Annotated in this window: 12 protein-coding genes; 1 reads left to right on the forward strand and 11 read right to left on the reverse strand. The window is 71.6% G+C overall.

Annotation, left to right across the window (positions count from 1 at the left end):
* The 10 genes from ACFZDL_RS38740 to ACFZDL_RS38785 all read right to left on the reverse strand — a co-directional run.
* Positions 1-178, reverse strand: a 178-nt coding sequence (locus ACFZDL_RS38740; protein WP_391193670.1) for a flavodoxin-dependent (E)-4-hydroxy-3-methylbut-2-enyl-diphosphate synthase, incomplete at its 3' end; no start/stop codon positions are given.
* 4 nt (positions 179-182) lie between these two features.
* Positions 183-1208, reverse strand: a complete 1026-nt coding sequence (hpnH, locus tag ACFZDL_RS38745; RefSeq protein ID WP_043486461.1) for an adenosyl-hopene transferase HpnH — start codon at positions 1206-1208, stop codon at positions 183-185.
* A complete protein-coding gene (locus tag ACFZDL_RS38750) occupies positions 1135-1911 on the reverse strand; it encodes a 1-hydroxy-2-methyl-2-butenyl 4-diphosphate reductase (protein ID WP_353595178.1) in 777 nt (258 codons plus the stop codon). The genes hpnH and ACFZDL_RS38750 overlap by 74 nt, the downstream gene beginning before the upstream one ends.
* A complete protein-coding gene (gene shc / locus ACFZDL_RS38755) occupies positions 1911-3854 on the reverse strand; it encodes a squalene--hopene cyclase (RefSeq protein ID WP_353595179.1) in 1944 nt (647 codons plus the stop codon). Before shc ends, ACFZDL_RS38750 begins: the two co-directional genes overlap by 1 nt.
* A gap of 106 nt (positions 3855-3960) precedes the next feature.
* Positions 3961-5058, reverse strand: a complete 1098-nt coding sequence (locus ACFZDL_RS38760) for a polyprenyl synthetase family protein (protein WP_353595180.1) — start codon at positions 5056-5058, stop codon at positions 3961-3963.
* Complete coding sequence (hpnE, locus tag ACFZDL_RS38765; RefSeq protein WP_353595181.1) at positions 5055-6650, reverse strand: hydroxysqualene dehydroxylase HpnE; 1596 nt, start codon at positions 6648-6650, stop codon at positions 5055-5057. The genes ACFZDL_RS38760 and hpnE overlap by 4 nt, the downstream gene beginning before the upstream one ends.
* A complete protein-coding gene (gene hpnD, locus ACFZDL_RS38770) occupies positions 6647-7609 on the reverse strand; it encodes a presqualene diphosphate synthase HpnD (protein WP_353595182.1) in 963 nt (320 codons plus the stop codon). Before hpnD ends, hpnE begins: the two co-directional genes overlap by 4 nt.
* Positions 7606-8580 carry a squalene synthase HpnC gene (hpnC, locus tag ACFZDL_RS38775; RefSeq protein ID WP_353595283.1) on the reverse strand — a complete coding sequence of 325 codons (975 nt, stop codon included), beginning with the start codon at positions 8578-8580 and terminating at the stop codon, positions 7606-7608. The genes hpnD and hpnC overlap by 4 nt, the downstream gene beginning before the upstream one ends.
* Positions 8581-8932: 352 nt before the next feature.
* Positions 8933-9685: a TetR/AcrR family transcriptional regulator gene (locus ACFZDL_RS38780; RefSeq protein WP_353595183.1), complete on the reverse strand. Its 753-nt coding sequence runs from the start codon at positions 9683-9685 to the stop codon at positions 8933-8935.
* Positions 9686-9790: 105 nt separating this feature from the next.
* Complete coding sequence (locus tag ACFZDL_RS38785) at positions 9791-10120, reverse strand: non-heme iron oxygenase ferredoxin subunit (protein WP_353595184.1); 330 nt, start codon at positions 10118-10120, stop codon at positions 9791-9793.
* 406 nt (positions 10121-10526) lie between these two features.
* Here ACFZDL_RS38785 and ACFZDL_RS38790 point away from each other — a divergent pair, with 406 nt between their 5' ends.
* Positions 10527-11252 carry a sigma-70 family RNA polymerase sigma factor gene (locus ACFZDL_RS38790; RefSeq protein ID WP_353595185.1) on the forward strand — a complete coding sequence of 242 codons (726 nt, stop codon included), beginning with the start codon at positions 10527-10529 and terminating at the stop codon, positions 11250-11252.
* A 166-nt stretch (positions 11253-11418) separates the two neighbouring features.
* Here ACFZDL_RS38790 and fabD read toward each other — a convergent pair whose 3' ends face one another.
* Positions 11419-12393, reverse strand: a complete 975-nt coding sequence (gene fabD, locus ACFZDL_RS38795; protein WP_353595186.1) for an ACP S-malonyltransferase — start codon at positions 12391-12393, stop codon at positions 11419-11421.
* Positions 12394-12406: the final 13 nt, after the last annotated feature.

The following is a 12406-nucleotide window of genomic DNA, read 5'->3' on the forward strand; positions in this document are numbered from 1 at the left end:
TCTGCTGCAACGTCGCACCGATATCCGCCGTCACCGTCGTCGTCATCGACTGCACCGACACCGGCGCGTCCCCGCCCACCGCCACCGACCCGACCCGCAGTCGCCGCGACCGGCGGCGCGGCGCCACCGGCCGGGGCGGCATCGCGGGAAGCCCCAGATCGATCCCCGCTGAGGTCATCACGTCACCCGCGGCTTCCGGAGGCCGTCTCGCGGGCCGCGCGCAGCGACTCCTTGAGGGAGCCCATCGTGGCCAGTACGGCGGTCGGCTCATAGCCGCAGTGGGCCATGCAGTTGTCGCAGCGCGGATCCTTGCCGCGGCCGTACTTCTCCCAGTCGGTCTCCTCGATGAGCTGACGGTAGGTGGGAACGTATCCGTCGGCCATCAGATAGCAGGGGCGCTGCCAGCCGAAGAGCGAATAGTTGGGAATGCCCCACGCGGTGCAGGGGAAATCCGCCTTGCCCTCCAGGAAGTCCAGGAAGAGCGGGCTGTGGTTGAAGCGCCAGCGCCGCCGGTTGCCGCCCGCGAAGGCCTTCTTGAACAGCTCCCGGGTCTGCTCGACGCCGAGGAAGTGTTCCTGGTCGGGCGCCTTCTCATAGGCGTAGGCGGGCGAGATCATCATCTCGTCCACCTTGAGCTCGTCGTTGAGGAAGTTGAGCACCTCGACGACGGTCTGCGGGGTGTCGGTATTGAAGAAGGTGGAATTGGTGGTCACCCGGAAGCCGCGCCGCTGCGCCTCCTTGATGGCCTCGACCGCCTCGTCGAACACCCCCTCCTTGGCGACCGACTCGTCGTGCCGCTCGCGCAGCCCGTCGATGTGCACCGCGAACGCGAAATAGGGGGAAGGCTTGAACTTGTGAATCTTCTTGCGCAGCAGCAGGGCATTGGTGCACAGGAAGACGTATTTCCGGCGCTCCACCAGCTGCCGTACGATTTCGTCGATCTGCGGGTGCATCAGGGGCTCACCGCCCGCGATGGACACCATCGGCGCACCGGACTCCAGCACCGCGCCCACCGCCTGGGCGACCGGCATCCGCTGCTTGAGCACGCCGGCGGGGTGCTGGATCTTTCCGCATCCCTCGCACTTCAGGTTGCAGGCGTACAACGGCTCGAGCTCGACAATCAGCGGAAACTTGTCACGACGCTTGATCACTTTCTGGTCGAAGAGATACGTCGCGACCCGGATGGTCTGTCGGAGCGGCATGGCCATCTAGCTCACCTCCTGGGAGCAGCGAAGAACGGTGCCAGGCAAAGAAAGCAGGAAGGATGGTGCGTAGTACGCGGAATGCAGATATTCCACCGCGCAGTGTTCCGATGCGGACAAGCTCATGTTCAGGAGCGTCCACGATCACTCGTACGGCCGCAACCGGGCGTGCCCCGGCCGCCACGGCGCCGCGGAGCGTCGCGGCGGACTCCATGTCCACCGCGATCGCGCCCGTGGCGTGCAGCCGGGCGCGCTCGGCGCCCCGTACGACATGGCCGGAGCCGACGAGCGGGCCCGTGTGGACGGTGCTGCGCCCGGGTCCGGCCCGCGCCAGACGGGTGAGCGCGCCGGCGAGGACCGCGGTGCCGGCGCACGGCGTGCGGCCCACGCCGTCCCGGGTCTCCTCGGCCACCACCAGGTCGCCCGGGTGCATCCCTGGGGCCAGGCCGGCGCAGAAGCCGGTGGCGATGACGGCGGCGCGGGCCGCGCCCCCGCCGTGCGCACCGCCCCCGGCGAGCGCGCGCGTCACCGCGCGCTCGGCGGCCTGCGGCCCCATGCCGGTGCGCAACACGGTCACCGGCCCGGCGGCCTCGCCGAAGTCGCCGCCGCGCAGGGCGAACCGCTCGATGCCGAGCGCACAGGCGATCAGCAGCGGCGCAGGGCCCTCGCCCTGGCCTGGGGAAGGGGCTGGGGCCGGGCCGGGGGCCATCAGGACCTCCGCGGTCGCGCCACGGCGGGCTCGCCGTTGACGTACCGTCCCAGCGCGGTGACCGGGAAGACCTGCCGGTACAGGTGGTAGTTGATGGAGAAGTCCCAGGGGAAGCCGGTGCCGGTGAAGTACGGCTCGTCCCAGGACCCGTCGTCTCCTTGCGTCTCGGCCAGCCAGGTGATCCCGCGCTCGACCGCCTTGTTCTCCCGCTCCCCCGCCGCCAGCAGGGCCATCAGCGCCCATGCGGTCTGCGAGGCGGTGGAGGCGCCCCGTCCCGCCCACTGCCGGTCGGGGTAGGAGCGCTGGTCCTCGCCCCAGCCGCCGTCCTCGTTCTGGACGCTCTCCAGCCAGCGGACGGCACGGCGGATCGCCGGGTGGGAGCCGGGGACCCTGGCGGCCACCAGCGCCGGGACGACGGAGCCGGTGCCGTAGACGTAGTTCGTCCCCCAGCGGCCGAACCAGGATCCGTCGGCCTCCTGCTCGGCCAGCAGCCAGGCCACACCGCGCCGGGCGGCCGGGTCCTGGGCCCTGCCCTCGAAGGCGAGCATTTCCACGACATGCGCGGTGACATCGGCCGACGGCGGGTCGATGACCTCCCCGAAGTCGCAGAACGGCAGCCGGTTGGGCAGCCGGCTGGTGTTGTCGACGTCGAAGGCGCCCCATGCGCCGTCACCGGACTGCATGCCGAGCGTCCAGCGCGTCCCGCGCCGCACCGCCGCCTCGACCCGCTCGGGGTCGGGGTGGCGCACCCGGCGCAGCGCCAGGATGACCTCGGCGGTGTCGTCGATGTCGGGGTAGTTGTCGTTGTGGAATTCGAACGCCCAGCCGCCGGAGGGCAGACCGGGGCGCCGCACCGACCAGTCGCCGGGCCGGGTGATCTGCTCGTCGAGCATCCAGTCCGCGGCCTTGATCAGCGCGGGGTGGTCCGGGGCCAGGCCGGCGTCGACGAGCGCGATGGTGGCCAGACAGGTGTCCCAGACCGGTGACTGGCAGGCCTCCACCATCCGGCTGCCGTCCTCGCGCCACACCGCGAAGCGGTCCAGGGAGTCAAGACCGGCGCGCATCACGGGGTGGTCGAGGTCGTAGCCGAGGAGGCGCAGGGCGATCAGCGAGTACACGGCGGGCGGCTGGATGCCGCCCCAGCAGCCGTCGTTCTCCTGCCGCTCGACGATCCAGCGCGCACAGGATCTCAGCGCGGCCCGGCGCAGCGGCCGGACCGCGACCTTGTGGTACGCGTGCAGCGCCCGGTCCAGGCGCTGGAAGACGCCGTCCCAGGAGGCGAGGGGGGCGGGTGCGGTGGGCGGGTTGGGCCGCCGGGGGTCGGTGTGGAGCTCGTCGAGGGCGAAGGGCGCGGGCCGTACGGGGCGCTTGGCCGAGACGACGGTGAGCGGCACGATGGTCTGCCGTGCCCAGCAGCCGAAGTCGTAGATGTTGAGCGGCAGCCACTTCGGAAAGTAGATGATCTCCGGCGGCAGCTCGGGCAGGTCCTCCCACTTCCACCAGCCGAAGAGCGCCAGCCAGATGCGGGTGAACACCCGGCTCTTCGCGATGCCGCCCCGCTCGCGCACCCAGGCGGAGGCGGCGGCCATGTGGGGGGCGTCGGGCAGGTCTCCGGCCAGTCGCAGGCCGACGTACGCCTCGATGGTGGTGGAGAGCTCCGGGGGGCCGCCGTGGAAGGTGGCCCAGGTGCCGTCCTCGCGCTGCTGGGAGCGGAGGTGGCGGGCGGCGGCTTCGAGCGTGGCCGGGTCCTGGATGCCGAGGAACTGGCGGAGCATCAGGTCTTCGGCGTCCATGGTGACGTTGGTCTCCAGGTCGCCCTTCCACCAGCCCTGTTCGTCCTGGCGGTCCAGCAGATGGCGGGTGGCCCGCGCCATCGCCTCCCGGGCAAGCGTCAAGGTCGCGGGTTCGACGGGCTCGGGCGGGTGGACGGTTGTCGCTGTCATGGCTTCCCCTTGCAGTGTGAGATCTCTGCCGTCGTGGGGCTTCCGTCGGCCGGCACCCCGGCTGGGTGCCGGCCGGCGACTGCGAGCTATATGCGGTCGATAGCGATCATCTCTCTCGTACGACGACGAAATCGGCGAGCGCGATGAGCTGCGCCCGGACCCGATCCTCCATCTCCACCTGGTCGAGCGCCGCGACAGCGGTGGCGTGCTGCCGACGGGCCTCCTGCGAGGTCCAGTCGCGGCCGCCGGCCTGCTCGATCAAGGCAGCGCGGGCGGCGAACTCCTCCTCGTCGAAGTCGGCGAACTCGGCCTCGGTCTTCTTCGCGTCGGCCGCGAGCAGCCGGGCGAGGCGCTCGGAGGCCTCGCCGCCCGCGTCGAGGGCGGCCACCACCGGCAGCGACTTCTTGCGCTGGCGCAGATCGCTCCAGGTCTGCTTGCCCGTGGCGTCGGGGTCGCCCCAGATGCCGAGCAGATCGTCGACGGCCTGGAAGGCGAGCCCGAGGTGGTAGCCGTACCGCTCCAGGGTGTCGGCGGTGCGGTCGTCGGCGCCGCCGAGGACCGCGCCGATGGAGGCGGCGCAGGCCAGCAGCGCGCCGGTCTTGTTGCCCTCCATCTCCAGGCACTCCGCGACGGTGACCCGCTCGCGGTGCTCATAGCTGATGTCCTGGGCCTGGCCGTCGATGAGCTTGCGGGTGGCGGAGGTGAGCCGGCGGGTGGCGCGCCCGGCCTCCACCGTGCCCAGTTCGAGCAGTATCTCGCCGGCCAGGGCGAACAGCGCGTCGCCGACGAGGATGGCCTGCGCCGGTCCGTGCACCTTCCAGACGGTGTCGCGGTGGCGGCGCTGCTCGTCGCCGTCCATCAGGTCGTCGTGCAGCAGGGAGAAGTTGTGCACCAGCTCCACCGCGACCGCGCCGGGCACCCCCACCTCGGGGGCCCGGCCCGCCACCTCGGCGGACAGCAGCGCGAGGGCGGGGCGGACGGCCTTGCCGCCGTCCCCCTCGGCCGGACGGCCCTCGGCGTCGATCCAGCCGAAGTGGTAGGCGGCCACGGTGTCCATGGGAGGAGCCAGCCGGTCCACGGCGGCGCGCAGCACCGGCGTGGCAAGCATGCGTCCGCGCGTCAGCAGCGCGATCACGCCTGCGGTGTCGACTGCTGGGATCGCCGGGGTCACGGTCTCTCCTTGGTTCTGGGTGGTGGTGCTCATGCCGCCTCCTTGGGGGTCCCCCGGCCGGAGGCGGGGGGCGGGTCGCGATGCGGGCGGCCTAGGTCGGACAGGGCCGTACGGGCGGCGGACAGCCCGCTGCGCACAGCGCCCTCCATGGTCGCGGGCCAGCCGGTGGCGGTCCACGCCCCGGCCAGGTACAGGCCGGGGGCGTTCGTGGGGGCGTCGGGGCGCAGCCGCCCGACGCCGGGGGTGGGGGCGAAGGTCGCGGTGCGCTCCCGGGTGACGAAGAAGTCGCGCACCGCGGCGCCGCGGGCGGCGGGCAGCAGCCGCTCCAGCTCGGGCAGATAGCGGGCGCGCAGCTCGGCGGCCGGGAGCTCGATCTCCTGGTGCGCGGCGGACTGGGACAGCGCCAGGTACTGGCTGTCCGCCACGCCGGGGAGCCTGGCCAGGCCCGAGGCGTCGGTGCGGTCGAAGACCCATTGGACGGGGGTGCCGATCGCGGCGAAGAAGGGGCGGCGCATGACTTTGCGATCGTAAACCACGTGGATGTTGAGGATCGGCGCGGTGCCGATGCGCAGCAGCCGGTCCGGGGCGTCCAGGGCGCCCTCGGGGAGCAGGGCATGTGCCTCGCGCTGCGGTACGGCCAGCACCACCGCGTCCGCCTCCAGCGGCGCGCCTCCTGCCGTGTGCACGCTCCAGCGGCCCTGGGCGGTACGGGTGACGGCGGTCACCTTGGCGCGCAGCTCGCAGGCCACGCCGGCGGTGTCCAGGGCCGCGCGGGCCAGGGTGTCGTGCAGCTCGCCGAGGGGGGAGCGGGCCCAGCCGATGTCGGCCGCGCCGGGGTGGGAGAGCAGCCCGGTCTTGAAGACCATGGCGGCCAGGCCGAGGGAGGCGTCGCGGGCGGTGGCGTTGAGCGTGGCGACCCCGACCAGGTCCCACAGCGCCTCCACGGCGCGCGGCGACTGTCCGTGGCGGCGCAGCCAGTCGGCGAAGTCCACCCCGTCCAGGGCCGGGTCGGCGGGGTCGAGCCGGCCCAGGGCGAGCGCGGCGCGCCCCACCTGGGCGCGCTCGGCCAGCGAGAGGTGCGGGTAGGTGGCGAGGCTCGCGGCCAGGTGCAGCGGTACGGGCAGGGCGGCGCGGCGCAGCCGGCCGAGCCGCCGCCCCGGGCGCCCGTCGGCGTCCAGGACGGGCACGTCGAGCCTGCCCTGCAGCGGGGCGAGCCGGGAGCCGCCGATCCGGTCGAGAAACCACCGGTAGGCGGTGCAGCAGCGCAGATACACATGCTGGCCGTTGTCGACGGTCAGCTCGCCGACGGGGGACGGGCGGCGGAAGGAGAAGGCGAGCCCGCCCAGTCGCGGGCGCCCCTCCAGCACCGTCACCCGCAGCCCGGCGTCGGCGAGCGCCAGCGCCGCCGTGGTGCCCGCGAGCCCGCCGCCGACGACGGCCACCGACCCCCGCGACCCGCCGCCGCCCGCGCCCGGACCGCCCACCCTCTTCCGCGACGGAGCGGCCGCCCCGAGGGGGCGGCCTGCCGTCTCCGCGCCCCGCGGGCCGGGGTCGGCCTGGGGGCGGGGTCGGGGGCCGGGGCCGGGGCGGGGACCGCGTGGGTGCGGGTCCGCCGGGAGGGTCATGACCGTCCCCCGGCGGTACGGCGGGCGGCGGCCCTGGCGTCGAGCCCGGCCAGGCCGCGGACGGCGACGTACACCTTCTCGCGGCCGGGGAGCGAGACCCGGCCGCGCAGGACGGCCTCCGGATCGCGGGCGATGCGCTCCAGGAGTCTGCGGTAGATGCCGGCCATGGCGGCCACGCAGGCGCCGCTGCGCCGGTCCAGCATCGGCAGCAGCTTGTAGCCCTCGGCGAACAGGGCCCTGGCCCGCCGGACCTCGAACTGCACCAGTCCGGTGAAGTCCGCGTCCTGCGGGGCGATCGAGGTGTGGATGCTCGTCGGGCAGCCGAACTTGGCGAGGTCGTCGGCGGGCAGATAGGTACGGCCGCCGGAGGCGTCCTCGCGGATGTCCCGGAGGATGTTGGTGAGCTGCAGGGCCAGGCCGAGCGTATCGGCGTACTCGGGGGCGCGCTCGATCTCGCGCGCGCTCGTCCCGGGGGCGCGCACGGTCCCGAAGACACCGAGGGAGAGCCGCCCGATGGCGCCCGCCACACAGCGGCAGTAGGCCCTGAGCTCGTCCCAGGTCTCATAGGTCTGGCCGGCCACGTCCATCAGCACGCCGTCGATCAGCTCGTCGAGCCCGCCCAGCGGGATCGGGAAACGGCGCGCGGCATGGGCGAGCGCCACGGCGACCGGGTCGGTGTCGTCCTCCTCGATCTCGCCGTTCCTGATGCGGTCGAGCACGACGCGGGTCTCGGCGAGCCGCGCCCGCTTGGCGTCGGCGTCCAGCCGCCCGTCCCCGATGTCGTCGACACGGCGCGAGAAGGCGTAGAGCGCCGACATCGCCCGGCGCTTCTCGGTGGGCAGCAGCCTGATGCCGTACGCGAAGTTACGGGCCTGCTGCCCGGTCACGGCCTCGCAGTACCGGTACGCCGCGAGCACTGGTGCGGACGCGTGCGGAGCTCCGGTCACGGTCCGGCTCACCCCTCTCTTCGCAGTGTCGCCCCCACCTCGCGCAGCAGGCTGAGCTTGGTGGGTCTGGGCGGTCCAGGCAGTACGTCGTATCCCGCGGCCGCGACCGCCCTCAGAGCGGCCCGTCCCCCTGCCACGAACCCGGCGAGCAACCACTTGAGCCTGCCGTGGACGCTACCCACGAGGGGGGCCCCTTCATTCAGCAGGGTTTCGGCACGGGCCGCCTCATGAGCGATCAGGGCGCGCACCGGGGCGCCGGCCGTGGGGGCGGCGAGATCGGCCTCGGTCACCCCGCAGCTCTTCATGTCCTCGGCGGGCAGATAGACGCGGTCGCGGCGGAGGTCCTCGGCGACGTCCTGCAGATGTTCGACGATCTGGAGCGCGGTGCAGATCGCGTCGGAGCGGCGGACCCGCTCGGGGCTGGTGGCGCCGGTCACGCCCAGCACCAGGCGGCCCACGGGGTTGGCGGACAGCTCGCAGTAGCCGAGCAGGTCCTCGTAGGTTTCGTACCGGCGCACCCGCTGGTCCTGCCGGTTCGCCTCGATCAGGCCGAGGAAGGGCTCGGGCGGCAGCCGGTGGCGGCGGACCGTGGGGCGCAGCGCGCGCAGCAGCGGATGGCGGGGGGCCGGGGAGACGCCGCCCGTACCGGACACACCTCCCGCGCCACCCGGCTCGTCGAAGACGCGCCGCAGGTCCTTCTCGAACGCGTCGAGCATCGCGAGCGGATCGCCGGCCCGGTCGCGGTCGAGGCCCAGCAGCTCCGCGTCATGGCCGCCGGGGGGAAGGTCGCCGTCGCCGATGTCGTCGACCAGGCGGGCGTAGCCGTAGATCGCCATGAGATCGGCCCGCCAGGCGCGGGGAAGGAAGAAGGGGGCGACGGGGAAGTTCTCGTGCGCGGCCTTGTCGAGTACGGCACGGGCGGCCTCGTGCCCGTCGAGGGGACCGCTGGACGTGCTATGGGACCCGCTGCGCTCGTCCTCCACGGTCACCGTGGACAGCCAGGCGTACGGGCAAGGACCAGGTCTCCGCCCGGGCCCGGGTGACCGGACCCTGTGGGAGAGCTGGAGATGGGCCGGGTAGCCAATGCCGTCACATCCCCCGTTCTACACCGGTTGCCAGGTTCGACACGATGCGGACACGCCGCGCCCGCCGCGTCAAGGGCGCTCGACACCGCACCCCACTCACAGGGGACAGCTGCACACATACGGCGTGCCCGGATGGGCACCGGTACAGCTTACGCCTCCCGGTGTACAAAGGCGCCGCGATGTACCCCGAGGCGGCCCTGGGTGATCTTCTAGGTGATCCCTCAGGGATCCCCGGGCCCCCTGGGACCCCTTAGGTCCCCTGGGCCGTGTCCTCCTCGTAGAACTCCTCGATGTCCAGCATCAGACAGAGGTTGCGCAGCTCGAACTCGAAGAAGGACTTCCCCTCCTGCAGGGCGAACGACATATGGCCGAGGGCCTCCATGGAGATCACCCCGTACAGCCGCACCCAGCAGCGGAGCATCACGGCGAGCGCGGCCGGGGGCATCTCGACGCCCTGGTCCTCGCTGAGCTCGACAAGCGCCCGCACGAGGCCGGGGTCGAGCTCCTCCTCCTTGGGGGCGGGGAAGCCGCGCACCCGCCACAGGTCCGAGATCAGGTCGGAGAACACCGAGCCGAAGACCCAGCCCATGTTCCGGTCGGGCTTGGTCTCCTCCCGGCCCAGGCCGGGGGCCCAGGGGCCGAGTATCAGCCCGAACTCATGGGGGTGCTTGATGGCCCAGACGCGCAGCGCTCTCGCCCCGCCGATCAGCCCGCGGCCGGGCTCCGACTCGGGGAGCCGCCCGATCACCCCGCGCATATAACGGGCCATCTCGGCGAAGATGTCCACGCGCAGCTGGAGGATCAGGGCGTCACGGCTGCTGAAATAGCGGTAGACGGCGGGCGCGGTCATGCCCATCTCACGGGCGATGGCCCGGATCGTCACGTTCTCCGGGCCCTCCTGAACCAGGAGCGTCCGGGCGACATCCTTGATCTCGCGGATGGTCGCGATGCGCAGCCGCTCGCGCCGTGAGTACGGTGCGACGTGCGCTTCCCCTGGCGACACGCGTCCCCCTCCCTGATACTCCGCCGCTCGACAAGAAACCCGGCGTTCAGGCACACGATACAGCGCCTCCGTTTAGTGAACGCCGCCCGCGTCAGTTCCCCGCGTTCACTGGCGAGAAAGGAACACCTCTCCGTCCACCACGTGGACCGCGTAGGCCTCCACGGGGTCCACCGCGGGCATCTCAAGCGCCTCGCCCGTGCGGAGGCAGAAGCTGCTGAAGTGCCAGGGGCAGACCACCGTCTCCCCCTCCAACTCGCCCTCCGACAAGGGAGCTTCCTCATGCGAGCAGCGGTCGCGCAGGGCGCGGACCGTACCCCCGACGTTCGCCAGGAGGACGCTGACGCCCTCCACTTCCACCGTCGTCATCTCGCCAGGCTGCACATCCGCCAGGCGCGCGACACGGATCCCGCCCCGCTCGTTCACGGTCTCGCTCATCGTGTGGCTCCTCTCCGTGGTGTTCGTCCGTCGCGTCGCCGTGGCGACGAAGGGAGGGCATGTTAGCCCCACTCGACAGATAGCGGAATGTCAGCTTCGGATACACCGGACGCATATTCGAAACGAAATCCCCGCCGCGACCGGATCTGCCTATAGGACGCCACGCCGGGGCGCGTACCCCGGCGCATCCACCGTAGACTGGCTACCCGCCAGTCAACATATCCACAGCCCCCCGGAGACGGTTGACAGGCACAGTCGGCGCCGCTCTATAGTAAACACTCGTAGCTGAGGTGAATTTGAGTTTTGGTCACCTCACGGCGGACCGGCGAAATAGGTGCCGATCGAACCTATTTCTATCGGGAGCCAATAAAGAAAGTTCACGGGGGGATACGTGTACGCACGGTCATTGAACGATCTGGTGGACGGCTGTCTTGCCGGGGATCAGGACTGCTGGAACCAGATCGTGGAGCGGTATGCGCCGCTGATCTGGGCGATCGCCCGCTCACACCGGCTGAGCCCGGCCGACTGCGGCGATGTGAGCCAGGCGACCTGGCTGCGCGTCGTTCAGCACCTGGACAAGCTCCGGTCGCCGGAGCGGCTGGCGCAGTGGATTTCCACCTCGGCTCGCCGGGAGAGCCTGAAGCACCTGGAGAAGTCGGGGCGCAGCGTTCCGGTCGGCGGCACCGAGGCGTTCGACCGTCCGGAGGTGACCGGGGAGCTGCCGGAGGACGTGACCCTGGCCCGCGAGCGCGATGACGAGGTCCTGACGGCGTTCTGCGCGCTGTCGCCCAAGTGCCAGGCGCTTTTGGGGCTGCTGGTGACCGACCCGCCCATGTCGTACGACCAGATCAGCGAGACGCTCGGCATGCCGCGGGGCTCGCTGGGCCCGGTGCGCGCCCGCTGCCTGGCCCATTTGAAAAAGCTGCTACAGGATCAGGGTCGCGTCCACAAGAGCGACACCGTGCTCGCCTCCCGTATCCGGGCGGCCGGTCTGCGGGCGTTCGCCGTGAGCCGGCGGTCTATGCAGGAGAAGCATGGGCCGTCCGGTTCTCGTGGGCCTGGTCCTTCCGGTCCACCGCCACGTCTTCCGAATCCCCGTCGGCATCACGAAGGCGAGACGCGTTTTCTCTGAAGAGTGATTGTGCGTTTTCCAGCACACTCTTGGGCACCGGACCGAGAGCATCGGACAGGCGATCCAGCAATTCCGCTTGCTCGTGATCCATGGCTCCGGCTCCTTCTCCCCCACCGGCGGGCGCGTCCTAAAGCCGCGCCCGTCGGTCACCGATAGATTCAGAGGTTCAATCTACAACAGGGGGTTCGGGTTCACCATTGTCCGTCAGGGCTTTTATGGCCCGGTCGAGTTGGCGTGCGTCACGCGTGGCGTACTGCGGAATCTCCGGCCGGGTCGCCCGGGCGAAGCCGGTGAGCACTTTTCCCGGTCCGACTTCGACAAAGGCCGTGGCACCGTCCGCCGCCAGCCGCTCCAGGGTCTCCGTCCAGCGGACCGAACCGGCGAGCTGGCGGCGCAGCCCGTCCACGGCCCCGTCCGCGCCTGACACATATCCGGCGGTCACATTGGCCACGACCGGAATGCGCGGCTCGTGGAAGGTGACCGCCTCCAGATCAGCCCGGAAGGCGGCCTCCACATCGCGCATCAGACTGCAGTGGAAGGGCGCGCCCACATCGAGGATCACCACCTTCTGTGCCCCGGCCTCCTTCGCCGCGGCCGCCGTGGCCCGGACGGCGGCCGCCGTACCGGAGATCACCAGCTGTCCGGGGTCGTTGTAGTTGGCCACCTCGACCACCCCGCCCTCCTCGGCCCCCACCGAGGCGCACAGCTTCTCCACGGCCGGGGCACCGAGCCCGATCACCGCCGCCATCGCGCCCGGCGTCCGTTCGTTGACCGCGGCCATGAGCTCGCCGCGCCGCCGGACCAGGCGCAGTGCGTCGCGCCAGTCGAGCACGCCCGCGCACACCAGCGCCGTGTACTCCCCCAGGCTGTGCCCGGCGACAAGCGCGGGCTCGACACCGCGTGAGCGCAGCACCTCCAGGGTGACAAGGCTGGTCAGAAAGACGGCGGGCTGGGTGACACGGGTGTCCCGCAGCTCCTCCGGCGGACCCTCCCAGCACAGCCGGGAGAGCGGGAATCCCAGCAGCTCATCCGCCGGCCGGTAGTAGCGGTCCAGCAGCTCCGGATGGCGCGCGACAAGGTCGTGTCCCATGCCGACGCGCTGGGAACCCTGGCCGGGAAAGAGAAAGGCGATCGCGCTCATGAGAACTCCTCAT

This window comes from Streptomyces sp. NPDC007917 (assembly GCF_042959105.1).
Lineage (GTDB): Bacteria > Actinomycetota > Actinomycetes > Streptomycetales > Streptomycetaceae > Streptomyces.

Bases quoted from the DNA above. Each gene is read 5' to 3' on its own strand.
- fabD (WP_353595186.1), bottom strand. From the start codon at position 12,393: ATGAGCGCGATCGCCTTTCTCTTTCCCGGCCAGGGTTCCCAGCGCGTC.
- ACFZDL_RS38750 (WP_353595178.1), bottom strand. From the start codon at position 1,911: ATGGCCCCCGGCCCGGCCCCAGCCCCTTCCCCAGGCCAGGGCGAGGGC.
- ACFZDL_RS38760 (WP_353595180.1), bottom strand. From the start codon at position 5,058: ATGAGCACCACCACCCAGAACCAAGGAGAGACCGTGACCCCGGCGATC.
- hpnE (WP_353595181.1), bottom strand. From the start codon at position 6,650: ATGACCCTCCCGGCGGACCCGCACCCACGCGGTCCCCGCCCCGGCCCC.
- ACFZDL_RS38785 (WP_353595184.1), bottom strand. From the start codon at position 10,120: ATGAGCGAGACCGTGAACGAGCGGGGCGGGATCCGTGTCGCGCGCCTG.
- shc (WP_353595179.1), bottom strand. From the start codon at position 3,854: ATGACAGCGACAACCGTCCACCCGCCCGAGCCCGTCGAACCCGCGACC.
- hpnH (WP_043486461.1), bottom strand. From the start codon at position 1,208: ATGGCCATGCCGCTCCGACAGACCATCCGGGTCGCGACGTATCTCTTC.